Origin of the sequence: Arthrobacter sp. PAMC25564, assembly GCF_004798705.1 — a bacterium.
Taxonomy (GTDB): Bacteria; Actinomycetota; Actinomycetes; order Actinomycetales; family Micrococcaceae; genus Arthrobacter.
In genome coordinates, this window is record NZ_CP039290.1 from 2,638,625 (window position 1) to 2,664,415 (window position 25,791).

Consider the following 25,791-nt stretch of genomic DNA (forward strand, 5'->3'; position numbering starts at 1 on the left):
TGGGTTAGTAGCCGGCCGATTTAAGGAGGGCCGAGACCTTGTCAGACGCGGACTTGAGGGCGTCCGATGGCGAGGAAGCGCCTGTTGCTGCGTTGTTCACCGCGACGGCCACTTCGTGGCTGACTTCGGTGTAGTTGGTCAACCGTGCACGGCCCACGCCTTCTGCGAGGGATTTTCCGAGGGTGTCGTAGAAGGGTGCGAGGGGGTTATCGCTCTTGATGCCGGCAAAGACGGAGGTCCGGCTGGGGTGCAGGGACTTGGCGGTCATCGTCGTTTGCTGCTCGGCGGCGGTCAGCCAGCTGATCCCCTGGTAGGCCCATTCTTTGTTCTTGGAATTCTTGTTGACGCTCAGCATCCAGGTCCCGAAGTGGGGTCCGGCGGCCTTCGCGCTGGGCACCGGGGCATAGCCGATGGTGCCGCCCTTGACGTTGTCACCGAGCTTGAGGTCGTGGTAATTGATCGTCATGGCGGTCAGCCCGCTGCCGAACGATTCGGCAGTTGTACCCCAGTCCGCTGACGTGCTGCCCGGGGGTACATGTCCGCTTTGCGCCAGCTTGGCGTAGTAGTCCAGTGCCTGGGTTCCTTCGGGTGTGTTGAACGTGGGCTTGCCGTTCTGGTCGGCCAGGGTCCCGTCTCCGCCCCAGGAGGCAAGCAGGGTCTTGAAGTCATCGGTGGCCCAGTCGCCGACGCCTGCCATGACCGTGGTGCCATAGAGCTTCTTGTCAGGCTGGGTGAAGAACTCTGCCACCTGGGCATAGTCGTCCCAGGTCTTCGGGACCGTGAGGTCCTTGCCGTACTTGGCCTTGAAGTTCGCCTTCTGGACCGGGTCGTTGAACAGATCGCTGCGGTAGGCCATGACGGCCACGTTCGACTGGATCGGCATCCCGTACACGTCGAATCCGGCGTTCTTGATCGCGGATGCGTCGGGCTTTGCCGTGGGGTCCGGGTAGCGTTTGATCGGGGAATCAGCGTTGTAGACGGCTGTGTCGTAGAACACCTTGGGGATGAAGTCGCCCACGTTGGACTGCGGGCTGTCGGGGTTCAGGGCGCCGTTCTGGATGTACTGGGTCAGGGGTTCGAGGTTCTGCACCAGGGCCGGCGCCCACGGGGTGTCGACGACGACGATGTCGTAGTAGCTGCTGCTGGAAGCGAACTCGGAGAAGACCTTCTGCTGCAACGCGTCGTACGGCTGGTTGTCGATCTTCAGATCGATGCCGAACTTTTCCTTGAACTGCGGCACCAGCGACGCGACGGCGGCACTGTTGGCTTCATCGGTGGTGTAGAGCATCCGCAGCTCTGCCGGTTTGGCCGCGGCGGTGTTGGGTGTTGATGACCCGCCCGTGCATGCGGTTGCCAACAGGGTTACGGTGAGCGCGGCTCCCAGGCCCGCTACGATGCGGGATCGCTTGACGCGATTGCGAGATCGGATCATCCTACTGCCTTTCCTTAAGGGTTAATAAAGGGGTCTTGTGCCCGGTCGGTTCCGGGTAGTTCGGGGGAACGTCTTGCCAGCCGCCCTCCCGGGCGGAGCGTTGGACGGCGGAGGTGAGCCGGGAAGCCCGCAGGCCGTCCTCGAACAGGGGCAGGCCATCCGGAGCCGTACCGGATCTCACCGCGAGGTAAACATCGGATATGAATGAGTTGAAGGCATCCTGATAGCCCTGCGGATGGCCTGCCGGCAGGCTGCAGTATCGGGCAGCCGACGGATCAAGGACGGCCGGATCGCGGACCAGGAGCTGGGAGCCTGAGCGGCGCCCGACCCACAGAGTTTCCGGTTGCTCCTGATCAAAGGTCAGTGTTTCCGTCGTTCCCGAAATTTCCAGAGCGAGGCGGTTCTTACGTCCCGGGGCGACTTGGCTGATCAGGAGCGTACCCACGGCGCCGCCGCGGGTCTCGAAGACAACGGAGACAATGTCTTCGGTCCTGACGTCCCGGCCGCCCCGTTGGCTGAAGGCCGTCCGGGTCAGGGCGGCCAGGCGGCTGATCCGGTCATTAAGGATGAATTCGATGACGTCGCACAGATGCGAGCCGATATCGGCGAAGGCCCGTGAGGGTCCTCCGAGGCTTTCATCGACCCTCCAGTCGTCGTCTTCGCTGGACAGAAGCCAATCCTGAAGAAATGAACCCTGGATGGTCAGGACACGTCCGACCTGGCCATGGCGCACCCTGGCCCGCGCCTCCCGGACCATGGGATGAAACCGGTAGACAAAGGGCACAGCGGCGGTGCGGCCCAGGGTGCGGGCCAGTGCGGTCACCGCCGCAGCGTCCTCCACGGAGGTGGCCAGCGGCTTTTCACAGACCACGTGTTTGCCCGCCTGAAGCGCCGCCGCGGCGAACTCCGCGTGGGTGACGTTCGGCGTGCAGATATGCACCACATCGATCGAGTCATCGTCGAGTAACTGCTCGACGGAAGAATAAGCGTGGCCAAGCCCCAGACGGGCAGCCGCCCGTCCGGCGCTCTCCAGCGTCGAGGAGGCCACCCCGGCAGGGATGACACCGGCAGTCCGGACAGCCCTCCCGTGAACAGCTGCCATGAACCCGCCACCAATAAAGCCCGCCCGCAGCGGGGCGGACACCGCATCAGTTCCGTTCTCGTTCATTGCAACAGTATGACATTCATCACCTGTCTTCTGTCAAGTGATCGTCAAAAGATACCTAAGTTTGCTCAATAGATCATCGACGACAATCCGGATGGCGTGTAATAATCAACAGATGAGACAAAGTAGAGCTTCGCAGTCCTACCGGAGGGAGACAGTTTCAGTGAGTGCCCAGACGCCGGGATTCGGTGCATTCGAGGTCTTTCAACTCATGCGCGACGGCAAGCCCCGAACCCGGGCCGAACTGACTGCTCAAACGGGACTTTCACGGTCGACCATCGGTGCGCGGATCGATACCCTCTCGGAGCTTGGGCTGGTCAAGCCAGTCTCGTATGCCTCTTCAACCGGCGGGCGGCCGTCGTCTCAAATTGCCTTCAACGCCGGCGCCGGAATTGTGGCGGCCGCCGACCTCGGCGCCACGCACGCCACCATCGCCATCACCGATCTCGCCGGGAACAGAATCGCTGAAACACATACGAGACTTGAAATTTCAGACAGGCCCGACGATGTGCTCACCTCCCTGGCCGAGAACATCACGTCGCTGCTCAAGCAGATCGGCCGTGATTCCAGCGAACTCATGGCCATCGGCATCGGACTGCCCGGCCCGGTCGAGCACGACACCGGGAAACCCTCCAAGCCGCCCCTCATGCCGGGCTGGGACGGATTCGACGTTCCGGCAGCCATGCGGAAAAAATTCCAGGTGCCCGTCCTGGTCGACAATGACGTGAACATCATGGCCCTGGGTGAACGCTCAGCCCAATGGCCCGACACGGACCACATGATCTTCGTCAAGGTCGCCACCGGCATCGGAGCAGGGATCATCAGCGGCGGACAGCTTCAACGCGGAGCCGACGGAACCGCCGGGGACATCGGCCACATCCCCATCTCCCGTGGCGCCCTCGTCCCCTGCAGTTGCGGCAACATGGGCTGCCTCGAAGCCCTCGCCAGCGGGCCGGCAGTCGCTGCCGGCCTCAGGAAGAACGGTGCGGATGTCCGTACGGGGGAGGACGTCATTGCACTCGTGCGCGCCGGAGACCTCGCCGCCATACAGGCCGTCCGACAGGCAGGCCGGGACATCGGTGAGGTCCTGAACATGTGCGTCAGCATTATCAACCCCTCCGTCATAACCATCGGGGGCTCGATGGCCGAAGCCGGCGAACACCTCATCGCTGGAATCCGCGAAGCCGTGTATAGCCGGTCCACACCCATAGCCACCCAACACCTGACCATCGAACAGTCACACTCCGGGCCCCAGGCCGGCGTCATCGGTGCCAGCATCCTCGCCATCGAACACTCACTCTCCGCCGAGCGACTCGAATCCCTCCACGGCCGCCGGACAGCCTAGACCACCAAGTTCGTGGACCCCAACGCCCAAAGCGGCTTGGGCTCCGCTCCTCCCACAAAGAACGGTAGGGCAACTGGCAGCCCCGGCTGAACGGGGATTTGCCTGCACCCGTGCCCCGTCGGATGTTCCGGCAGGCAACAAGGGCGGCTTTTGAATCGTCGAAATGCGCGCAGACATTAAACTAATTCAACTGATTTGTCCGGTCTCCATGAAGTTGGCAACAGCGACCTGCGTTTTGCCACGTTACATGAGACAGATCGTGCCGCTGTCGTCTCACTCAAGTTGGCAATTCCGTATGCGTCTCGGCCCTGGTGCGCAGCCAATCGGCCCACAGGCTCCCTGGGAGCCGCCGACCCGCGTTGCCAACTCGAGTGAGACAGGGACGAAAACCCGTAGGTTGCCATGTCTATTGAGATTTTTGCCAACAAAACTGTCCTGTCTCAATTAAGTTGACGCAGTATCATGCCTCTGACGTGGGATGCGACAACCAACTTGAGACAGCTGAGGCCGGTTTGTCTCAAGTTAGTTATCACAGACGGAACAATCCGAATGGGGTCACAGGCTTCTGGCCTGCGGACAGGTTTGGTGAGACAAGAAGCACGGATGCGCCAACCTAAGTGAGACTGCGACAACTCAGCTGAGACATGACACAGGACACCGTCGAATTCGCACCGGACGCGATTCGCCGGATTCAAGTGGGAAAGTAACCTATCGGTCTGGCTGGGGCCGCAGTCCGATCTCAGCTGAAGAAACGTCCAACAGGCATGAGTGCGGGCGAGGTTCACGCGAGCATGGACCCTGGTGTTTGGAACAGATTTTCTACGGGGGGAGTGGTCCGCATATGAACGCGGCATACGGTCAGCATGGTCTGTTCATTACTGTGACTGTCCGGGGTGCCTGGAAGGATAGGAGCCGGATCCATTCGGGTTCGTGGTCCTGCGGGCCGCAAGGACCGGGCCCAGCCCTGCGGCAAGGGCTGCGGCGTTGCGCCGGACGGCTCCCGCGCGCCAGGGTTCGTCGCGGATGATCCGCACCCCGGCGAGGGCCGCCGCTGCCGATGCCGGCGTCAGTCCAGTGTCGAAAATGAAGCTGCGGGCACGGTTGATGAGGTGTTCGCGCAGCAGGTTCGGGCCGAGGACTGCCCCGCCCTGGCTGCCCAGGGCCTTGGACAGTGTTGCCGTGACGACCACGTTGGGGTGCCCGGCGAGGGCCGTCCCGGCCACCGAACCTTGTCCTGAAAGTCGCCGGTGCCTGTGGCTCCCAGGCCGTGCGCCTCGTCAACGAGCAGCACGGCGTCGTGCTGCTCGGCCAGTGTGAGGAGGTCCGTGAGCGGGGCCTCGTCGCCGTGCACGCTGTAGACGGATTCGACGGCGATGAGTGCCCGCGGCTCCGTCTGGTCCCCGAGCAGCCGGCCCGCTTCGTCCGGGTCGTTGTGTGCAAATAATTCCGTGCGTGAGCGGCTCAGTCGGAATCCGTCAATTATCTATTTTCCTCCGCCGCGTTGTCCCAGGAGCCCCGTACGCAGGTCTCCGCAGCGGGACACGACCGTGGACACCGATTCCCGCCCGCAGTTCGTCCCGGAAGAGTTCGTGCGCGGAAATGTCACGCTCTACAGCGTCTCCCGCGACGGCGTCGGCACCGCCGGGCCCCTCATCACCGCACTGAACGTCGACGTCGTGGAAGCTGCCGAAACGTACGCCACCTCCCAGCCCGGCGTTCGGCTCGCGAAACCGCTGCTTCGGGATCCTTGACGAGGCTGCTAACGTCTCCGTTGGAGGGCCGCGGCCTGCTTTACACTTCGGCTCACAAATCGGTCGGCGCGCGCGGCTAGCCATCTTCAGGGCCCCGAAGCTAAAGCATCGCCTAATCTGACCAACCGTTTAAGCGTGGGAGCTTCAATAAGGGATGGATCGAATTCCACCAGAAGTGAATCGTGCGTCGGGACCACTCGGATGAGGCCTGGTACGTCGTAGGTGCTGAGTACTTGCGCGAGAGCGCGTACACGCTTGCGAACCGCCATCTTGTCTGCGCCACTGACGATGGCGCGCACCGCGGTCGAACCGACATTTACCACGGTGAAGGTCGGCGAAAACGGAAATGTATTGCCGTTTAGAGGGAGCGTACCTAGGTTGCGCGCCATTCGAGTCTCCTTATGCGGTTTGGTGACATCCGGACGTCACCCACCCCGTGCCTCGGGTGCTGGCTGCTTGCGAACGTATGTCGGGACCATTCCCTCGGAGTCCTCAGTACGAGCGGGGGAGGCCGAGGACCTTGGTGGCGATGAAGCTCTTGATCATGTTGTTGTTGACCGGGGCTACCTGGAACATGCGGGTTTCGCGGAACTTTCGTTCGACGTCGTATTCGTCGACGAAGCCATAGCCGCCGTGGGTGTCCAGGCAGGCGTTTGCCGCGGCCCAGCTCGCCTCCGAGGCTAGGTGCTTGGCCATATTGGCTTCGGCGCCGCAGGGTTCGCCGGCATCGAAGAGTCGCGCGGCCTCGTATCTCATCATGTCTGCGGCGCGGACTTTCATGTACGCATCGGTGATGGGGAACTGCACGCCCTGATTGGTGCCGATCTTCCGGCCGAAGACTTCACGGCTGTTGGCATAGTCCACACCGCGCCGGGTGAACCAGTAGCCATCGCCGATGGCTTCGGAAGCGAGCAGGATGCGTTCGGCGTTCCAGCCGTCGATGACGTAGCGGAAGCCCTGGCCTACCTCGCCGATGACCGCGGAGGCCGGCACTCGCATGCCTTGGTAGTGGACTTGGTTGGTGGCGTAGTTGAACATGGTGCGGACCTTGGTCACCTTGAGTGTGGCGGGCTGTTCGGCACGGACTTGGCGCAGGTCCACCAGAAAAAGGGTGATCCCCTCAGTCTTGTTCCCGTTTTTCGCAGCTGTGCGGGCAAGCACGAAGGCCAGATCGGACTCCTCGATCCGGCTGGTCCAGCTCTTGTGCCCGGTGATGACAAAGTCGTCGCCGTCGCGCACGGCGGCCGTCTCGATGCTGGTTGTGTCCGAACCGGCTTTGTCTTCAGTGATTGAGAAGGCCTGCAGCCGCAGCTCGCCGGCGGCGATTTGCGGCAGGTACTCCTGTTTCTGCGCGTCATTGCCGTGGCGAAGCAGGGCGCCCATGGTGTACATCTGCGCGTGGCAGGCTGCCGAGTGACCGCCGGACTTGTTGATTTCCTCCATGATGACGCTTGCTTCGGTCAGGCCCAGGCCCAGGCCCCCGTACTCGGTGGGAATAAGGGCGCCGAGGAGGCCGGATTCCGTCAGAGTGTCAACGAACTCCTGCGGGTAGCGGCGGTTGCGGTCCGTCTCGCGCCAGTATTCATCGGGAAAACCTGCACAGATGAGTCGGGTCTGCTCGCGCAGCTGATCCAGTCCGGTGGTCAGGGTTTGCATCGTTGCTCCTTGAAATCGATCCGGGCGAATCTCCGTCACCCATGGCAGCTGACCTTACTCCAATATATTGGAAGCTGGCAAGGGGTTCCTGCGCATCCCTTCCGACTCTGAAATGCTTGACGTTGCTGCCATTTCTTGGGCATAATCGCTTGGGACAATCAATATATTAGCTTTCGGCGGTCAGTAGAGATTGGCGCGGAGGGTGCAACGGAAGCCAAGGAGATCATCGATGACCGAAAAAATAACTCAGGCAGGGACATCCGAAAGTCGCGTGATACCGGGCTGGAGCGGCCGTTTGTTCGAAGACTTCGTTCCGGGGGATATCTACTACCATCCGTTTGGCAAGACGGTGACCGAGGCAGACAACCAGAGCTTTACGCTGATGACGCAGAACGTGGCCAAGACCCATGTGGACCGTAATTTCGCCAAGGGCACAGAGTTCGGTCTGCCGCTGGTCAATTCCACCTTCACGCTTGCGCTGGTCACTGGCCAGTCCACCATCGACCTGTCCATGAACGTCTTCGCGAACATGGGCTGGGACGAGGTCCGCATGCCCAACGCGGTCTATGAAGGCGACACAATCTATTCGCGGTCCAAGGTACTGGACAAGCGGGAATCGAAGTCCCGCCCCAACCTCGGCCTGGTCACGGTCGCCACCGAGGGCTTTAACCAGGATGGCAAAATCGTCATCAGCTATCGCCGCACGTTCATGGTGTACCGCCAGGGTCACCTGCCCAGCGTAGAGGCTGCGCGCCCTGACGAGTCCAGTCTGCCGCTGATCGGCGATTTCCGGTGACAGCCCCGGCAGGCAACCTTGCGGCAGCGGGCAACACGGCCGGCGCGCGGGCTGTGGCAGAGGCTGTCACCGCCCTGTTTGTCCCCGGAGACCGGCCCGAACGGTTCATGAAAGCCGCAGCCGCCGGTGCTGGCGTGGTCATCATCGATCTGGAGGACGCCGTCGCGCCGGACGCCAAGGACGCAGCGCTGTCCGCGGCGCTGGAAGCTCTTACTCCGAGCGGCGCGAGCCCCGTGCGCGCCCTGGTGCGCGTGAACCCGGCTGGTTCGCGCCGGCACGACGCCGAAATCACCGCGTTACTCTCCGCCGCAACGCCGGGGTCCGGTCTGCTCGGCATCGTGGTTCCCAAGGCCGAAGACGCCGGTGCACTGCGCCGGCTGCGCATGAGTATGCCCGAACACCTGGCCTTGGTTCCGCTCGTGGAGTCAGCGGCCGGCGTGGTGAACGCACTGGAACTGGCACGGGTGCCGGGCGTGACCCGGCTGGCCTTCGGCGCCATCGACTTCGCGCTGGACATCAACGCCGACGGCGGGGACCGCTTCCTGGACCATACCCGGGCGCACCTGGTCCTGGCCTCCCGCGCGGCAGGCATCGCCGCGCCGCTGGATTCACCGTCCACCGAGATCAGGGACGCCGGCAGGGTGGCTGATTCGGCCCGCCTCGCCCGGAACTTCGGCTTCGGCGGGAAGCTCTGCATCCATCCTGCCCAACTGGCCGCCGTGCACGGGGCATTCGCCCCGTCAAAGGCGGACGTCGAGTGGGCCCTGTCCGTGATCGGCGCTGAAGGCGGCGCCGCCCAGATAGACGGACAAATGATCGACCTGCCCGTTACCGAACGGGCAAAACGTATCCTGCAGCACGCAGGGAAGGAGCAGTAAATGGGCAGCCTACCATTGGAGGGCATCACCGTCGTCTCCCTGGAACAGGCCGTTGCGGCCCCGTTCGCCACCCGCCAACTCGCCGATCTGGGCGCCCGCGTGATCAAGGTCGAACGTGACACGGGGGACTTCGCCCGCGGCTACGACACGAAGGTCCACGGCATGGCCAGCTACTTCGTCTGGCTGAACCGGTCCAAGGAAAGCATTGTCCTGGATCTGAAATCGGCAGAGGGAATGGCGGTCCTGCGCAAGCTCGTGTGCGGGGCAGACGTACTGGTCCAGAACCTTGCTCCCGGCGCCATCGAACGCCTGGGCCTTGGGCCAGAAGAGGCACTGGCCCTGAACCCGCGGCTGATCCATGCCTCGATCTCCGGCTACGGCCGCGGCGGTTCCTACGAACAGAAAAAGGCCTACGATCTCCTGGTTCAGTGTGAGGCCGGGCTGCTGAGCGTCACCGGTACCCCGGAGTCCCCAGCCAAGGTGGGAGTGTCCATCGCCGACATCTCGGCCGGCATGTACGCCTACTCCGGCATCCTGACTTCATTGCTGCAGCGGGCCACCACAGGCCGGGGCGACGTCCTGGAAATCTCCATGCTCGAGGCACTGGGCGAATGGATGGCCCAGCCCTACTTCTACGCCCAATACGGCGGGGCTCCGCCGGCCCGTAGCGGCGCCCAGCACGCGAGCATCGCACCCTACGGACCGTTCGGCGCCGCCGATGCCACCGTGTTCTTCGGCATCCAGAACGAGCGCGAATGGGCCAAGTTCTGCACGGACGTGTTGCAGCAGCCCGGGCTGGCGCAGGACGGCCGATTCGCAGGCAACGCGCTGCGCGTTGACAACCGTCCGGCGCTGCATGATGCCATCAATGCAGTTCTGGGCCGTCTTCCGGCAGCCGAGGTCCTGTCCCGTCTCGATGCCGCGGGCATCGCCAATGCCCAGCTGCGGGACATGCACGAGTTCGCCGCTCATCCGCAGCTGGCTGAGCGCAACCGCTGGCGGGACGTTGAATCGCCCGTCGGACCGCTGCGCAGCCTGCTCCCCCCGGTCACTTCCCGGGAGGCGGACGTGAGGATGGGTCCAGTGCCGGAGATCGGCCAGCACACTGAAAGGATCCTGGCCGAACTGGGGCTGGACGCACCCGCCCTGGCCCGGTCCGAAACCACCAACTGAATCTCCCCTGGTGGCCCATCAGGCATGGCAGGCCTGTGCTCCAGGCCGGCCGTGGCTGATGCCGTATGTTAGGTGGGGAAAATGATCAGAAAGAGTCCGGAGACCATGACCAGCCGCAGCCCCAGCAGCGCACGCCCGCAACTGAGCGAGAAAGCAACCGCCTACATCCGTGGCCTCATCATGTCAGGCGAACTGCGGCCCGGTACCCTCGTCCGGCCAGAGACCATTGGGGAGGACTTAGGTATCTCCACCACGCCGGCGCGCGAGGCGCTCCAGGCCCTGCGGGTGGAGGGCTTCCTGGAACTCGTGCCACGGCGCGGGTTCGTTGTGGCGCCTCTTACCGGACAGGACATCCGGGATCTTTTCCAGGTCCAGGCCCTCATCGGAGGGGAACTAGCCGCCCGCGCCGCCGCCAGCGCGGGCGAGCAGGATGTGGCCGAGCTCGAGGCCCTGCACCATGAGCTGATCGCGGCCGCCGCCCGGAATGACCACGATCGGCTCGAAGAGAAGAACCACGCCTTCCACCGCGAGATCAACCTGATGGCCGGTTCCCGGAAGATCGTCTGGATGCTGGGCCTGGTCACCCGGTATGTCCCGAGGCAGTTCTACTCCTCCATCCCGGGCTGGCCCCAGGCGACAGTGACCGACCATGAGGAACTGCTAGAGGGGATCCGCTCCGGGGACCTGGAGAAGACGCGCGCAGCCATGGTGGCGCACATCATCCATTCAGGGGAACTGCTCGCAGCCAACTTCGACGAGCGACTGGCCGCACCACTTCCGGCAACCGATGCAGAACCAGCCAAGGAAAGACCCGGACCAGCCGCCTTGGACGCCGCAAGTTAGCGCATGACCTACGTCCGGGCATAAGTCCGGCCATTCCGAAAGCCTCCCAGAAGCCAGCTCTCCCGTGCATGCTCGAAAGCCTGCGACCGCAAGCCCGGTGGGGGTTATCGATATTAGAGGGCTCCTGCGGGACGTTAGCAATGTCCCTGGTCGTTCTTCGCGGGCATCCGCTGCCTGCCCAGCAGTGGCCGGAATTCGCGCTACGGGTCGTATGACCGATCCAGCCCAGGCATGGGTGTGCCGGAAGCTGTGAATTCCACCGGGCGTTGCCGTCGTCCGAGACCAATCCAATGACGCCAGACAGGCCCGCTTCTTCTCCGTGGAGTTAACTTGGCCGCAGGGAAGAGCTGAGCGCCCCTGTCGGATGGGCGGCGATGTGTTGGACTGCTCCTGCGTCGCCCTGTTCGAGGCAATTCCCGCTGGGATCCGCAGGGACTCCGGCCGCAGAGCGCTAAGGGTCTGTTCCGCGTACCGGGGGCCCGAAGGATGCATCAGCTGACCAATAATGAACCAATCCACACGGTTCCACCCGGCCGTCGCGCAGGTCCCGTACCGCAGCAAGAAGGATCAATCCATGCTGAGCAACCCTTGTAGGTATTTCGTATCCGGTATACGCTTTGTGAACAGAATTGAACTTGAAGGAGCTGACGTGGTCGAACTCAAGCAGGCCCCCAGGGGTGCGGACTCATTGCAATGGCGCGTTGATGCCTCCTTTGACAATTACGTCCGGAATCAGACCGGTGACGGAACCGTCACGGTTTCGGCCGGCGCCTCACGCGATCACGACGGGTACTACTACTTCCCCAGAATTGACACATCGTCGGGCAGCGAAAACCTGCACTTCGGCGGCGCCGTCGAATTTCGTGCCTATATGGGCGTTCTTTCGCTTCGGATAGCTGACCCGAGCTTCCACATATCCCAGGACATGGTCCGCATGTACATCATGGACGACGCAGCCCCGGCGGGAACGCGGCTCGAGCTCGCCACGGCAACCCTTGAGCCCGGGCAGGTTGGCCCCGCGGTGCTTGATCTTCGGCTGACGGAACGGGGCTCGGAACTGTTCTTTGGCAAGTACCCGGCCGGCACTACGTTGGCGCCTGCCACCGTACTCCTGCCTGGACCCGCCATCAGCATGGCCTCAACCGAAGGAGCTCACTGATGGATACACCCTTATCGATCGCGGTGATAGGAAGCGGACCCTCCGGCTGCTACATTGCCCAAAGCCTCCGGCGGTCATTTCCCCAGTCGGAGATCACAATTTACGACCGGCTTGCGTCTCCCTTTGGACTGGTTCGCTACGGCGTCGCGCCGGATCATCAAAGCACCAAATCAATTCAGTCGCAGTTCGCCCGATTGTTTGAGCGCGAAAATGTCCGCTTCGCGGGGAACATCGAGGTCGGCAGGGACATCTCCCTGGACCAGCTCCGAAACACCCATCACATCGTCGTGCTGGCTGCTGGGTTGCCGGGGGACCGCCCGGTGGGGGTTCCGGGTGAAGACCTTCCCGAGGTATATCGCGCCGGCCGCCTTACAAGACTCTTCAACGCGCACCCGCTTGAGCAGACCGGAGTCCCCAAGCTCGGGAAATCCGTAGCCATTATCGGCGGCGGCAACGTGTCCATCGACGTCCTGCGCATGCTCATCAAACAGCCGGAAGATTTCGTCAACAGCGACATCGACGACGCCGTCCTGGCTGACTACGTCCGCGCGCCTGCGGGCCGTATCGACCTCATTTGCCGGTCGACAATCACGAACGCACCCTCCGATCCGGTAATGCTTGCCGAACTCGGACGCATACAGGGCGTGAGATTCTCATGCCCGGACCCCATCGAGGTAGCGGAGGGCGCCCCCCGTACTGCCTTGGCGCGGGCCAAGGCCGTTGAGGGGCTTCTTGCAATCGACCCTGGCACTGAAACACGTGTGGAGGTGGCATTGCACTTCGGTTGGGCACCAGTGAGCATCAATGGGGACGGCCACGTCCGGAACGTGGAACTGCGCTCCGTTAATGACGACCGGCGTAATCTGCACCTGGACGCCGACTCAGTGGTAACAGCCGTCGGTTTTGATTTTGACGACGGTGACTGGCACGGACTCGGCGCGCTCAAGGCAAACCTCGAATCCGGGGCTATGGATCACGGTCTGTACCGCACGGGCTGGATCAAGCGGGGTTCCCGTGGAACGATCGCCGAAAACAGATCGTGTGCCAAGGCCGTAGCGGAAGAGATCGTCGCAAGTGTGGATGCTCTCCAACGACAGACAAAGCCGGGCTACGGTGGCCTGCCGGACGAAGTCCGCGCGAGGGCTGTCGATTATTCCGCCTGGAAGCGGGTGGACGCCGCTGAGACGGAAGCTGCGCCAGGGGACCGCTCCCGCCGAAAATTCCCCAGCCATGAACACATGGTCGCGATCGCACACAACAAGCTCGTTCAAACCTCCGCCGGCACCGGCGCTAACTAACTCAGGCATCCTAGATTGGAGAAAATGATGAAGATCCAAGTTCTTTTCGGGACCGAATCGGGCAACGCAGAGGTCGCGGCTGAAGATCTTGCCGAGTCGGTAAGGAACGACAGCCAGGAAGTGGAAGTACAAGACCTGTCATCGTTCTCAATTTCGGAACTGCAGCATGACTCGATGTACGTTTTTCTTTGTTCCACCTATGGGGAGGGCGACCTGCCCAACACGGCGCTGCCCTTCTATGCAGACCTATCAGTCGTCCGCCCGGACCTCTCCGGCATGCGTTATGCAATGTTCGGACTCGGCGATACGTTCTACACGGAAACCTACGGACACGGGGCCACCAAACTCGACGACAAACTCACGGAGCTGGGGGCGCAGCGTGTAGGGGAAATCGGCCGCTACGACGCCTCGACCTGGGAGCCGGTTGGCGAGTGCGCAGTCGCCTGGTTCGCCGGTGTGCTCGAGGACGTGTCCGCGGTCCGCTGAATGACGCCTCGCACCGCACCAGCGGAGAAAAGAGTGCCGTTCCGGGCCGTTGCCCATTCAGGCCGCTACTTGCAGGGTCATCGTGACTCCTCGGCCATAGTCCGGGATCCGCCGGTGCGCCGCGGGCTAAGCCTCGATCCACCGGTCGGGTTGAGGTTGTAGCGGCGGTTTAAACGGAGAATGCCTGTCGGATCGGGAAAAATTGGGTTTGTCTAGAACTCCGTTTGGCCAATCCGAGAGGCATCTCGTAAGTGGTGCGACACGAGGTCGCATGTGGCAAGTGGCGCGTTGATTGGAGGTCGGCGGTGACGTCGATAGCGTAGCTCAGGCAGTGTTCAAGTCCTGTCCCCACCTTGACGTGCGTTGCCGGTAACGGCGGGGTGCGAAGCTCAAGGGAGAAGCCCAAGGGCCCCTGTTCCATCCAGGGGTCGCAGGCAAGGGGAAGGCCGGACGGGTGAACGAGAGTGAACCGCTGTTGACGCCTCGTCAAGATGAGCCTCGGTGATGGGATGTGGAACTGGGGTGAGGGCTAGCTGCTGTGAAGCAGCAGGCGGCGACCGGAGGCATTTAGTCGGTCGTGTGAACACCGCCGCCCCGGGGTAGAAGCGGCACCCTTCCCGGCCGGGTCTTGCGCATGCGGAACGTGGTAACCCCGTCAAGGTCCGGGCTTTTCGCCCGGTAGGCCGACCGTGAGGAACGCTGAAGTCTTTGACGGGAACAGGATGGTTCAAGAAGCTAATGCCGGTGGCCGAAAGGCGGCAGGAAACCGAACCCGTGTCTTCGCTTCCTTCATCGAAGGGTTCGCATAACTGGCCGGATACGGGCATCGCCCCGAACCCGACAGGGTGCTGACGTGGACCAGGTGAGTCTTTGGAGTGAGAATGTTGGCACCGTCGGTGCTTGCGGGCAAGTTAGACACCATCACGGTGAACGGACCGCAGGGCGATGAACTGGATTGGGACGCGATCGATTGGCGTGCCGTCGAGGATGACGTATGGCGGTTGCGGCGAAGGATCTTCAAGGCGTCGCAGGATGGGGACATGAAAAGAGTCCGCAACCTGCAGAAGTTGATGCTGCGTAGCCGATCGAACACGTTTCATAGTGTTCGCCGGGTTGCGGAGCGCAACGCTGGCCGCAAGACCGCGGGCATCGACGGAGAGGTCGCATTGACCTCTCCGGCCAAGGCGTCGTTGGCGGTGGACCTCCACCGGCACATGATGTTGTGGCAGGCCCAACCGGTCAGGCGGGTTTACATTCCGAAAGCGAATGGGAAGCAGCGACCACTGGGGATTCCGGTGCTACGGGACCGGGTGCAGCAAGCCCGTGTCGCCAACGCGCTGGAACCTGAGTGGGAGGCGCGGTTCGAACCACGCTCATACGGGTTCCGGCCCGGGCGTGGCTGTCAGGACGCGATCCAGGCAATCTTTATGACGCTCAGCGGCCAGCGGTCCAAGCGGCAATGGGTGCTTGACGCGGACTTATCAGCGGCGTTCGACCGCATCAATCACGAACGCCTTCTGGCCCACTTGGATGGGTTCCCCGCCCGGGGTCTCATCGCGGGCTGGTTGGAAGCGGGTGTGATTGAGCGGGGCCGGTTCGCCGCGACTGAGGAGGGCACTCCTCAGGGCGGGGTGATCAGCCCGATGCTGCTGAACATCGCATTGCATGGAATGGAAGAAGCTGCCGGGGTCCGTTACCTGCGTTGCGATCCTTATGGAGCGCACGTGGCGGCGGGATCGCCGGTGTTGGTGCGATACGCCGACGACTTTGTCGTCATGTGTCACAGCCAGCAGCAGGCCGAGCAGGCCTGGCATCGGTTGGGTGAGTGGTTGGCCCCGCGGGGGCTCGCGTTCAATCAGGACAAGACCCATATTGTCCACATTGACGAGGGTTTCGATTTTCTCGGGGTCAACTGCCGTCGCTACGGCGGCAAGCTGCTCATCAAACCGTCTCCGGCGGCAGTGAGGCGAGTCCGGGAACGGCTCGCCGCTGAGGTGCGCTCTCTGCGGGGAGCCAACGCCGAAGCGGTGCTCCGACGGCTCAATCCGATCATTCGGGGTTGGGCGGCGTACTACCGGAGCGTGGTATCGAAGGAAGTGTTTACAGCGGTGGATCATCATCTCTGGCGACACCTCTACGTGTGGGCGTTGCATACCCACCGGAACAAGTCGAAGCGTTGGGTTGTCGACAAATACTTCGACGCGTTCAACCCGTCCAGAAAGGACAGGTGGGTTTTCGGCGACCGCGAAAGCGGCACCTATCTCCGCCAGTTCGCCTGGACAAAGATCGTCCGCCACACACAGGTCATGGGCACTGCTTCCCCAGATGATCCGGCACTTGACCGGTACTGGGAGCAGCGGCGACGCAAGACGCACTCGCAACTGGGCGGAACCACCGCGTCCTTGCTGCTGAAGCAGAAAGGACGCTGCCCGGCATGCGGGACGCTCTTGTTGCTCGCCGACCACAGCCCGCAAAGTCCCCAGGAATGGGAGCAGTGGACAAAGACCATCACGAAGGCGATACGCAAGAACGCTCTCGCGGTGGATGGCCAACACGGCGACGATCCCGCCACGCATCGCCTCATTCACATCCATTGTCGTACACGCCAAGCCGGAAACGACAGCGGGACCAGCGAACAACAGAAAGAACGCCCACAGGGGCTTGCTTGAGCCGGATGCGGTGAAAGTCGCACGTCCGGTTCTGAGGGGGCCCGGGCGCAGCAATGCGCTCGGGCTACCCGACCAACTTTTCCATAGATCCAAGCGCGTGTCAGCCGCGTTCGATGATTCCAATCTCGTGTCGGCCGCAGGCCTGGTCCCGGCGATGGCGCTGGCGGTGAAAACCTGCCTTGGCGAACTCGCTGATCAGTGGCTGACGCTGCCCGGATACTTCGGCGCGAATGCGGGGTTGAAGGTCACCGCGATGGTCGCGGGCATGGTCGCCGGGGCCGATTCCATCGATGACATGGCCTTGTTGCGGCACGGCGGGATGAAGAAACTATTCGCCGGTGCATATGCCCCGTCGACTTTGGGATCGTTCCTGCGGGCGTTCACCTTCGGCCATGTCCGCCAGCTCGACGCCCTCGCCGCCCGGTGGCTGGTGAACGTCGCCGCAGTGGCCCCGATCGCCTCCGGTATCGATGATTACGCCTTGGTCGATATCGACGACACCATCAAGGAAGTCCACGGCTACCGGAAACAGGGTTCCGGATACGGTTACTCCGGGGTCCGGGGATTGAACGCGCTGATCGGGATCCTCTCGACCGCGACCGCGGCGCCGGTCATCATCGGCGCGAGGCTGCGCAAGGGAAGCTCCGGCTCCCCGCGCGGGGCGGGGAAGTTCATCGGTGACATCCTTGCCACCGTGAAACGGCTGCGCGGCAAGGATGCCAGCGGTCTGGTGCTGCTGCGTGCCGACAGTGCGTTCTACGGCTACCCGGTCGTTGCCGCTGCCCACCGCGCAGGCGCGAAAGTGTCCATTACCGCCAGGATGGACCCGGCCGTCAAACGTGCCATCGCTACCATCAACGAGACGGCCTGGACCACAATCCAATACACCGACGCGGTCCGCGATGAAACCACCGGAGCCTGGATCTCCTCGGCGGAAGTCGCCGAAACAGCCTTCACCGCCTTCGTGGGCCGAAAGAAAGCCGAACGCGTCCACGGGCGCCTGGTCGTGCGCCGGATCCCGGAACTGAACGCCAAAGCAGGAGCCGGGCAACAGACCCTGTTCGACACCCACCGCTTCCACGCCTTCTTCACCACCAGCGCCCTGGACACCGTCGCCGCAGACAAAACCCACCGCCAACACGCCATCATCGAGCAGGCCAAGGCGGACCTCAAAGACAGTGCCCTGGCACACCTGCCCTCTGGAAAGTTCAGCGCCAACGCGGCCTGGCTGGTCCTGGCGACCATCGCCTTCAACCTCTCGCGCGCCATCGGCACCCTCGCCGGCACCGACCTGGGCAAAGCACGCAGCGGCACCATCCGCCGAAAACTCATCACCGTCCCCGCCAGGATCGCGACCTCGGCACGGAAAATCACCCTGCACCTGCCCGCTCACTGGCCCTGGGAAACCAGCTGGTCACAACTCTTCGAAGCGGCCTGCGGGCCACCACGGACCGCCGCCAACTGACCACCCAGCCGACTCGGCGCAACCAGGACCACGGAACATCACCGGCAGCAAGGCCGAGAACTCCATCATGCCCATCGACCGAACCCAGACCCAGACCAGAACAACCCCGCCCCATCAAACACAACCGGTGCGCCGCGGGCTAAGACCACGACTCCCCTTCCCGGCACTGATGTGCGCGGACCCTCTGGAGAATTGGCAAGCATGAGCGTGATCCGGCCGCAGGGGTCCTGGCGCTGATCCGGGTTGCCCCAGCCCCGGCCCGGGGTGTTCAGTCACGATTGAGCCCGATAACAGTTGTTCGAAGCGGCATTTTCCAGGAGAGGCAGGTACGCCTGACCGATCCTGTTGAGCATTCCCCGCCAGCTCCGGCCGCCGATCACGCACCCCGGCGGCCTGCCGGTCTGCCCGCGCAACAGGGGGCGCCTTCACGAGAACCCGTTGCCTTCGAAGCGGAGACAAATCGCCGTAACCCTGTTGTGTTTACGCCCGGTATGGTGATCACGCCGTGCCGGTACGTGATGCCTGCCTGTGGCTGGGCCAGTGCATTGCGGTCGGTGGGCGATGCGCACCGTCGGGTCGGTGCAGGTGGTGCCCTTGCTGCCGGCGTTTGTACGGCCCGGTTTGATCCGGAGATCCCATGCCGCCGGCTTCCCCCGTGTCCCGGCGGCGGATATCGGCCCTGGACACCGAAACCGGTTGCCGATCGGCCGGTACTGAATGCCCGGGCAGATCCTTTCCTGCTGCACGTGCTCCATCCGAGCGATCGGGGACTTCCGGACTGGCGTTGCAGCACCTTCTAACGCCCGCTGGGTGAAGAACAGGCACCCTATCGGAAGCGGCGTGACCGGTTGGCTGTCAGTGCCCGGTTACCGGGCTTGCAGATTGACCCCGCGGAACCCTCACCGTCACGGGGAATCCGGGCCAGTCCTGACGCCTTGTTATCCGGAAGGCGCACATGCAGGGCCCCCGGTCCTGTGGTATTTCACAGGCATCGGATGCCCTCCAGTGCGCCGGCCTTATCCGGTACCGGGACAGCAGAAAGGTCCGGGGGAGTACTCCCGCGGACCTTTCTACTCACCGCCTACTTGATGACGAACGGGTTCGAAGTATCCGGAGCCGTAGAAATCCAGACTGACTTGACCTGGAGGTACTCCTTCATGGCGTCAATCCCGCTTTCCCTGCCCAGACCGCTGCGCTTGTATCCTCCGAAGGGGGATGTGAAGCTGACCGCACGGTAGGTGTTGACCCATACTGTGCCGGCCTGCAGGCTTTCCGAAAGGCGGATGGCCCTGCCTATGTCGCGCGTCCAGACTCCGGCGGCCAGGCCGTAGTTGATGTCATTCGCAATGGACAGTGCGTCCTCTTCGTCGTCGAACGGGATGACCGCCAGGACAGGACCAAAGACTTCTTCCTGGGCGATGCGCATCTCATTGCGAACATTCGTAAAGATCGTTGGCTGGACGAACTGTCCCCCCGACGCGCCCTCCCCGGTGTAAGCGGCGCCTCCCAGGACACACGTGGCCCCTTCGCGCCGAGCGATGTCGATATAGTCGAGCACCTTCTCAAACTGGGGACGGGTGGTCACGGGCCCCACGTGCGTATCGGGCAGCATAGGGTCCCCGATCTTGGCTTGTTCGGCCAGCGCCACGACCCGCTGGACGAAATCGTCGTGAATGGAGCGCTGGACCAACAGCCTCGAGCCGGCAATGCACGTCTGACCGGTTGCTGCGAAGATGCCGGAAATAACACCGGCAGCAGCGGCATCCAGATCCGCATCCTCAAAGACGATGTTCGGGGACTTTCCGCCCAATTCGAGCGAAACATGCTTGAACTGGCTCGCGGCATTCTCATAGATCTTCTGCCCGGCTGCCTCGGAACCGGTGAAGGCCACCTTCACAATATTCGGGTGACTGACCAGCGGGGCCCCGACGTCCTGCCCGAATCCCGTGACCGTGTTGACCACGCCGGGAGGGAATCCCGCCTTTTCGAAGAGTGTCATGAACTCCAGCGTTGACGCGGAGGTAAATTCCGAGGGTTTGATGACCACCGTGTTCCCTGCCGCCAGCGCCGCCGGAAGTTTCCATGCCAGAAGAAGCAGGGGAGAGTTCCACGGCGTAATCATGGCGATCGGCCCGAGAGGCTCCAGCCGGGTGTAGTTGAGGATGTTGGGCTTGTCACTGGGAATGACTGAACCCTCGATCTTGTCGGCCATGCCACCGTAGTAGCGGTACCACCCGGCCATGTAGCGGGTCTGTGCGGCCATCTCCGCGTAGAGCTTTCCGTTGTCGCGGACCTCAATCCGGGCAAGATGTTCGCTGTTGGCCTCGATTAGATCTGCCAGATCCATGAGCAACTTGCCGCGGTGCTGAGGCTTAGTCCTGCTCCAACTTTTGAAAGCCTCCGAAGCAGAAGCGACGGCCCGGGATACGTCGGCCGGGCCGCCTTTGGCGATCCGTGCCCAGACTTCTCCGGTGTACGGATTGACAGTATCGAAGTACTCGCCATCCTCGGGCCCGGTGAAGGCACCACCGATGTAGAGGCCGTACTGCGTCAGGCCGTCACTATCCTCGAGACGGCTGATCAAATCACTGCTCTGTGCTGTCATGGCTGTTTCATCCTTTGCTGAACGGGAAGACCGGTGCGGGGCAACCACCGGGTCTGGAGGTGGTTTATGAACGCGCCAATCCGTCCGCGACGATTCCGATTCCTTCGTGGAGCAATTGATCCTCGATGGTCAGCGGGGGAAGGAACCGGATGACGTTTCCGTAGGTTCCGCAGGCGAGGAGGATGACCCCGTTTTGATGGGCGTACTTGACCACCTTGGAAGTCAACGCCGGATCCGGGCTCAGGGTGTCCGGGTCGACAAGCTCGATGGCAATCATCGCTCCGCGTCCGCGCACCTGGCCGATGCGGGGGTCGGCCCCCTGCAGGGCGGTGAAGCAATCAGTCAGGATGTCCCCGATCCGCCGGGCGCGTTCGAGCAATCCGTCCTCTTCGTAGGATTCGATGGTCGCAAGCGCTGCTGCACACGCGATCGGGTTACCGCCGTATGTACCGCCGAGGCCACCGACCTGGGCCGCGTCCATGAGTTCAGCACGCCCCGTGACTGCGGAAAGCGGCAGCCCGCCCGCTATGCCTTTGGCCATCGTGATGAGGTCGGGGACAACATCTTCGTGGTCGACTGCGAACCACCTTCCGGTCCGGGCAAAGCCGGACTGGATCTCATCTGCGATGAACACAATCCCGTTGCGCTCCGTCCATTCCCGCAGGGTTGGCAGGAAGCCTTCGGCGGGAACGATGAAGCCGCCCTCTCCTTGTATCGGTTCGATGATGATGGCGGCAACCGATTGGGACCCGAGCTCGTTTTCAATATGCTCGATCGCCCGGCGGGCGGCTTCCTGCCCGGTGAGACCGCCATCGCGGTAAGGGTAGGACCCCGAAACGCGGTAGATCTCCGGGGCGAACGGGCCGAATCCCTGTTTGTAGGGCGCACTTTTGGCGGTGAGGGCCATGGCAAGGTTGGTGCGACCGTGGAATGAGTGTTCGAACGCCACGATGGCTTGGCGGCCTGTAGCGTGCCGGGCTATCTTGACGGCGTTTTCCACCGCTTCCGAACCCGAATTGAACAGGGCTGTGCGTTTGGTGAATTTGCCGGGAGTGATTTGGTTGAGCTTCTCCGCCACCGCGATGTAGCTCTCGTAAGGCACCACAGTGAAGGCCGTGTGCGTAAACCGGTCCAGCTGATCGCGCACTGCACGAATCACTCGGGGGTTTGAGTTGCCGACGCTGGTAACGGCAATGCCTGAGCCCAGGTCAATGAACGAGTTGCCGTCGACGTCCACTAGCGTCCCGCCCCCGGCCACATCAGCGACGATGGGCAGGGTGTGGCCGACTGACCGGGCGACTGCCGACTCCTTGCGCTCAAGAATTTCGCGGGAGCGGGGGCCCGGGATTCCGGTGACGAGCCTGCGCTCCTGAATGAGCTCAGTGCCGCCGACGGTGATGTGTGCGGTCATGGGGCCGCCTCCTTCGTAATTGGATCTTTCGCTGGTGGTTCGTGACGCTCATGGGTCAGTTGGTGAGGACGGAAAGAGCGTGAATAGTCCCCGCATAAGGTATACGGTATACGGAAATCCCATGTAAGCCAATAGCCGGTAGGCTGTGAAAAACAGGAAAGTGGCGGACACCGTGAAGAAAATTGAGTTTGCTCGTGAGACGCTCGCTGACGCTGCGTATGCGCAGATTGCCGAGGGAATTCTGACGCAGGATCTGGGTCCGGGCACCAGGCTGCTGATGGACGATCTGGCAGCCCGTTTGGGGATCAGCCGGACGCCGGTGCGTGAGGCTTTGCACCGACTGGAGATGGAACGCGTGATCGAGCCCGGGGGGCGCCGTGGCTACATTGTGCGCAAGCTTACCGATGCCGAGCTGGACAAGCAGTACGCTGCCCGTGGTGCTATCGAACCCTTCGCCCTGGCGGAGGTTGCGCGGCGCGGCGGCGCGGCGGCGGACTATGTGAGGTCAACGTTCGAGGAGCTGGTATTGGCCCCGCAGACCACCGCCATGGAGGTCTTCCTGGTCAACAAGGCGATCCACCGCTGCACCGTGGAGGCACTGGACAATGAGTACCTCCTGAGTATGTTCGACGTGATTTGGCAGACGGCTATGGCCGCGCACGTCTGGGCCGACATCCTGGAGAGCCGCACTTCCGTTGATTTCCCCGAGCTGCATCGGCCCATTGTGGAGGCCGCCGAATCCGGCGATCCGGAACTGGCGAGCAAAGTCGCCCACGAGCACATTCTCGCCGGCCGCGGGCTGCACTCAGTCCACACCGTGTAGCCCGACCCCCAAGGACCGGGCTACACCAAGGGTCTTAGGCAGACATATCGATCATGACTGCTTTGGACCTCGTGTAGGAAAGTACACTTTCACGGCCAAGCTCGCGGCTGTTTCCGGACTTGCTGTAACCTCCGAAGCTCTGTGCGGGATCCAGCCGCCCGTGGGTGTTCACCCACACGGTACCGGCCTTGAGCGCCTTACTCATGCGCAGCGCCCTGGCGACGTCCCGGGTCCATACGGCAGCTGCAAGGTCATATGGTGAATCGTTCGCGAGCCTGATGGCTTCCTCTTCCGTGCGGAAACGAAGTACGGAAAGAACCGGACCAAAAACTTCTTCCTGGGCAATCCTCATGTCGTTCCGGACCTCGGTGAAGATGGTCGGTTCGACGAAGTAGCCCACCTGATCCAACGCCCGCCCTCCAACACTGAGGTGCGCTCCTTCAGAACGTGCGATGTTGATGTACTCCTGGACAGACATGTACTGGTCTTTCGAGACGAGCGGTCCCACGTCAGTGTCGGAGAGAAGAGGGTCCCCGACCCGCAGCGTCCTGGTTTCCCTGGCCAGTGCCTCCACGAGTTCGTCATAAACGTCCTCATGGACAAACATTCTGGTGGGCGCCACGCACACTTGTCCGGCGTTCTCCCACATGGCTTCAGCTGAACCTCGGGCGGCCGCTTGGATGTCAGCGTCAGGAAAAACGATGTTCGCACTCTTTCCGCCGAGTTCGACGCTGACCTTTTTCATCTGCCGGCTGCCTGCTTCTAGGATCCGGCGACCAACAGGCGTGGACCCCGTGAAGGAGATCTTTACGACGTCGGGATGATCCACGATCGCCTGCCCCACGGTGCGACCGGGCCCGGTAACCACGTTGAGCACTCCAGGGGGCAGGCCAACCTGACGAGCGAGGTCGGCCAAAAGCAGTGTTGAGTAGCTGCTGACTTCGGCGGGTTTGATGACCATCGTGTTGCCGGCGGCGAGGGCGGGTCCGATCTTGTGCGAAGCCATCACGAGCGGGAAATTCCAGGGCGTGATGGCGCCGCAGACACCCAGGGGCTCGATCTGGGTCATGCCGAAATACGGTTGGCGGACGGGATTAATTGAGCCTTCGAGTTTGGTTGGCCAGCCGCCGTAGTATCGGAAAACGGCTGCCACGCCGCCTATGTCGTCCAGCGCCTGGGAGATGGGTTTGCCCATGTCCAGTGTTTCCAGTTCTGCCAGCTGCTCGCGGTTGGCGTCGACGGCGTCAGCCAGATCGAACAGGTACTGGGCGCGGGCGGCCGGGCTCGCGCCGCCCCATTCCGTGGAGGAGAGGGCTGCGGTGGCCGCGTCAACCGCGGAGTCAACGTCCTCTGACGTGCCCGAAGCGATGGAACCGAGCACTTCCTCCGTCGCAGGGTTGATGGACTGGAAGGTGGCCCCTGATGTGGCTCCGCGATCGGTGTCGTCGCCAATTCGAAGCCCCTGTGCCCGCTCGATGAAGGCTTGCGTTGCGGCGGAGATCCTGTGTGAGGTCGCCGGAAGTACTGCGTCGTATGTCATGGCTTTCCCTTTTTGGCAATAAATGTTGTTGGATCAGGCGTACGTCAGGCGGACCGGCAGTTCCTTGATTCCGTGTGTGAGGTTGGAGCGAAGCCGGTGCACAGGGCCGTCAATTTCAATGGTCTGTACCCGCTTGGCAAGCTCGCGGAAAACAATCTGCAGCTCCAGCCGGGCCAGGCTGTTGCCCAGGCAGATGTGGGGACCTCCGCCGCCGAACGCCACATGCGGGTTCGGCTTGCGTGAAATATCGAACGTGTATGGTGCGTCGAACACAGTCTCGTCCCGGTTCGCCGACGCGTACCAGATGATGACTTTGTCCCCGGCCTTGATCGTTGTTTCGCCGATCGTGGTGTCAACCAGCGCCGTCCTGCGGAAATGATGGATTGGGGTAGCCCACCGGAGCACTTCCTCAACAGCAGTGTTGAGGAGGGATGGGTCTTCCTGGAGGCGGCGGAACTGGTCGGGGTTTTGGGCGAAAGCAAGGAGGCCGTGGGAAAGCGCCATGCGGGTGGTCTCGTTGCCTGCTACCACTAGGAGGGAGAAGAAATTGTCCAGCTCGCGCGTCGTGAGCTTTCGCCCGTTGAGGTTCCCGGTCATGAGCAGCGAGAACACGTCGTGGCCGAGGTTGCCGCCCCTACGGTCGCGCAAGGCATCCGCATACTTCCAGATGTCCCTGCCCGCGGGGCTGGAGAACGGATAGCCGCTGTTCTCCTTGACGTTCTCTGGGGAGTCAGCCGTGCGGGGAGCGTGGTCAGGGTCCGCACCTGCGATCATTTCATCACCGAGTGCCTTGAGGTATGCCCTGTCCTCGGTCGGAACCCCGAGCAGTTCGCCGAGCACAATCATGGGGATGACTGAGGCCACGTCGGCCACCCAGTCGAAGCCGGGCCGCGAGAAAGCCTGGTCGAGCGTCTTCTGGACCAGCTCTTCGACGAAGCCAACCCATTCCTTGTGGACATTGCCGGGAGTGAATCGGGGGGAAAGGACTCGCCGCATCGCTGTGTGCAGGGGCGGATCGGTATCGATCAGGGTCTGCCGTGCCATCAGGTCCTCGTGCCCGATGTCTTCACGGGTGGTTCCCCCCGTCTCCGACGAGAATTGCTGGAAATTGCGAGTGACGGCGACGACGTCGGCATAACGGGTCACGGACCAGTAGCCCGGGCCGTCTTCTTCCTCGATCCAACGGACGGGGTCTTCCCTTCTGGCCGCGTCGAAGTACTCGTACGGGACCCCATCCTCGAAAGCATGGTCAGAAAGTGCGTCGTGGCTGTGCACTTGGGTTTGGCTCATGATGCG

The 25,791-nt window shown here is 62.6% G+C and carries 21 protein-coding genes and 1 pseudogene; 12 read left to right on the top strand and 10 right to left on the bottom strand.

Annotated features, from left to right (window positions below; genetic code table 11):
• Positions 1–4 precede the first annotated feature (4 nt).
• The gene (locus E5206_RS12325) at positions 5–1,432 is read right to left on the bottom strand and encodes a sugar ABC transporter substrate-binding protein (protein ID WP_136322734.1); all 1,428 of its coding nucleotides are present in this window, start codon (positions 1,430–1,432) and stop codon (positions 5–7) included.
• Position 1,433: 1 nt separating this feature from the next.
• Positions 1,434–2,600, bottom strand: coding sequence for a Gfo/Idh/MocA family oxidoreductase (locus tag E5206_RS12330; RefSeq protein WP_136322735.1), 1,167 nt, complete (start codon positions 2,598–2,600; stop codon positions 1,434–1,436).
• Positions 2,601–2,808: 208 nt separating this feature from the next.
• On the opposite strand from E5206_RS12330, the gene E5206_RS12335 reads away from it, so the two are divergent.
• On the top strand, positions 2,809–3,942 hold the full coding sequence (locus tag E5206_RS12335) for an ROK family protein (protein WP_240690183.1): 1,134 nt from the start codon (positions 2,809–2,811) through the stop codon (positions 3,940–3,942).
• An 875-nt stretch (positions 3,943–4,817) separates the two neighbouring features.
• Here E5206_RS12335 and E5206_RS19745 read toward each other — a convergent pair.
• Both E5206_RS19745 and E5206_RS19750 read right to left on the bottom strand, forming a co-directional pair.
• Positions 4,818–5,165 carry an aminotransferase class I/II-fold pyridoxal phosphate-dependent enzyme gene (locus E5206_RS19745; protein WP_276605942.1) on the bottom strand — a complete coding sequence of 116 codons (348 nt, stop codon included), beginning with the start codon at positions 5,163–5,165 and terminating at the stop codon, positions 4,818–4,820.
• Between the two features lie 68 nt (positions 5,166–5,233).
• Positions 5,234–5,425: pseudogene (locus E5206_RS19750) on the bottom strand (8-amino-7-oxononanoate synthase); the annotation flags it as partial.
• Positions 5,426–5,489: 64 nt separating this feature from the next.
• Between E5206_RS19750 and E5206_RS12345 the strand changes: the two are divergent.
• Complete coding sequence (locus E5206_RS12345; protein WP_136322737.1) at positions 5,490–5,693, top strand: hypothetical protein; 204 nt, start codon at positions 5,490–5,492, stop codon at positions 5,691–5,693.
• Between the two features lie 86 nt (positions 5,694–5,779).
• On the opposite strand, the gene E5206_RS12350 is transcribed toward E5206_RS12345, so the two are convergent.
• Positions 5,780–6,082, bottom strand: a complete 303-nt coding sequence (locus tag E5206_RS12350; protein ID WP_136322738.1) for a carboxyltransferase domain-containing protein — start codon at positions 6,080–6,082, stop codon at positions 5,780–5,782.
• Positions 6,083–6,185: 103 nt separating this feature from the next.
• Positions 6,186–7,349: an acyl-CoA dehydrogenase family protein gene (locus tag E5206_RS12355; protein ID WP_136322739.1), complete on the bottom strand. Its 1,164-nt coding sequence runs from the start codon at positions 7,347–7,349 to the stop codon at positions 6,186–6,188.
• A gap of 229 nt (positions 7,350–7,578) precedes the next feature.
• On the opposite strand from E5206_RS12355, the gene E5206_RS12360 reads away from it, so the two are divergent.
• The 9 genes from E5206_RS12360 (at position 7,579) to E5206_RS12400 (ending at position 18,116) form a co-directional block, all read left to right on the top strand.
• Positions 7,579–8,145, top strand: a complete 567-nt coding sequence (locus E5206_RS12360; RefSeq protein ID WP_136322740.1) for a MaoC family dehydratase — start codon at positions 7,579–7,581, stop codon at positions 8,143–8,145.
• Positions 8,142–9,023 (top strand): CoA ester lyase, encoded by an 882-nt coding sequence (locus E5206_RS12365; RefSeq protein ID WP_240689696.1) that lies wholly within the window; start codon positions 8,142–8,144, stop codon positions 9,021–9,023. The genes E5206_RS12360 and E5206_RS12365 overlap by 4 nt, the downstream gene beginning before the upstream one ends.
• Complete coding sequence (locus E5206_RS12370; protein ID WP_136322741.1) at positions 9,024–10,196, top strand: CaiB/BaiF CoA-transferase family protein; 1,173 nt, start codon at positions 9,024–9,026, stop codon at positions 10,194–10,196. It abuts the gene before it with no gap.
• Between the two features lie 81 nt (positions 10,197–10,277).
• Positions 10,278–11,039 (top strand): GntR family transcriptional regulator, encoded by a 762-nt coding sequence (locus E5206_RS12375; protein ID WP_240689698.1) that lies wholly within the window; start codon positions 10,278–10,280, stop codon positions 11,037–11,039.
• A gap of 649 nt (positions 11,040–11,688) precedes the next feature.
• Positions 11,689–12,198 carry an HtaA domain-containing protein gene (locus E5206_RS12380; RefSeq protein ID WP_168709330.1) on the top strand — a complete coding sequence of 170 codons (510 nt, stop codon included), beginning with the start codon at positions 11,689–11,691 and terminating at the stop codon, positions 12,196–12,198.
• Complete coding sequence (locus E5206_RS12385; protein ID WP_136322743.1) at positions 12,198–13,496, top strand: FAD-dependent oxidoreductase; 1,299 nt, start codon at positions 12,198–12,200, stop codon at positions 13,494–13,496. The genes E5206_RS12380 and E5206_RS12385 overlap by 1 nt, the downstream gene beginning before the upstream one ends.
• A 24-nt stretch (positions 13,497–13,520) precedes the next feature.
• Positions 13,521–13,982: a flavodoxin domain-containing protein gene (locus tag E5206_RS12390; protein ID WP_240689700.1), complete on the top strand. Its 462-nt coding sequence runs from the start codon at positions 13,521–13,523 to the stop codon at positions 13,980–13,982.
• Between the two features lie 881 nt (positions 13,983–14,863).
• The gene (gene ltrA, locus E5206_RS12395) at positions 14,864–16,651 is read left to right on the top strand and encodes a group II intron reverse transcriptase/maturase (RefSeq protein ID WP_136322744.1); all 1,788 of its coding nucleotides are present in this window, start codon (positions 14,864–14,866) and stop codon (positions 16,649–16,651) included.
• 97 nt (positions 16,652–16,748) lie between these two features.
• On the top strand, positions 16,749–18,116 hold the full coding sequence (locus tag E5206_RS12400) for an IS1380 family transposase (protein WP_136322745.1): 1,368 nt from the start codon (positions 16,749–16,751) through the stop codon (positions 18,114–18,116).
• A 1,081-nt stretch (positions 18,117–19,197) separates the two neighbouring features.
• Here the strand turns inward: E5206_RS12400 and E5206_RS12405 are convergent.
• Positions 19,198–20,721, bottom strand: a complete 1,524-nt coding sequence (locus E5206_RS12405) for an aldehyde dehydrogenase (RefSeq protein ID WP_136322746.1) — start codon at positions 20,719–20,721, stop codon at positions 19,198–19,200.
• 64 nt (positions 20,722–20,785) lie between these two features.
• Positions 20,786–22,132 carry a 4-aminobutyrate--2-oxoglutarate transaminase gene (gabT, locus tag E5206_RS12410; protein ID WP_136322747.1) on the bottom strand — a complete coding sequence of 449 codons (1,347 nt, stop codon included), beginning with the start codon at positions 22,130–22,132 and terminating at the stop codon, positions 20,786–20,788.
• A 160-nt stretch (positions 22,133–22,292) separates the two neighbouring features.
• Here gabT and E5206_RS12415 point away from each other — a divergent pair, with 160 nt between their 5' ends.
• Positions 22,293–22,955 (top strand): GntR family transcriptional regulator, encoded by a 663-nt coding sequence (locus E5206_RS12415; protein ID WP_168709331.1) that lies wholly within the window; start codon positions 22,293–22,295, stop codon positions 22,953–22,955.
• Positions 22,956–22,989: 34 nt separating this feature from the next.
• Here E5206_RS12415 and E5206_RS12420 read toward each other — a convergent pair whose 3' ends face one another.
• The gene (locus E5206_RS12420) at positions 22,990–24,495 is read right to left on the bottom strand and encodes an aldehyde dehydrogenase family protein (RefSeq protein WP_136322749.1); all 1,506 of its coding nucleotides are present in this window, start codon (positions 24,493–24,495) and stop codon (positions 22,990–22,992) included.
• A gap of 33 nt (positions 24,496–24,528) precedes the next feature.
• Positions 24,529–25,785 carry a cytochrome P450 gene (locus E5206_RS12425; RefSeq protein ID WP_136322750.1) on the bottom strand — a complete coding sequence of 419 codons (1,257 nt, stop codon included), beginning with the start codon at positions 25,783–25,785 and terminating at the stop codon, positions 24,529–24,531.
• Positions 25,786–25,791: the final 6 nt, after the last annotated feature.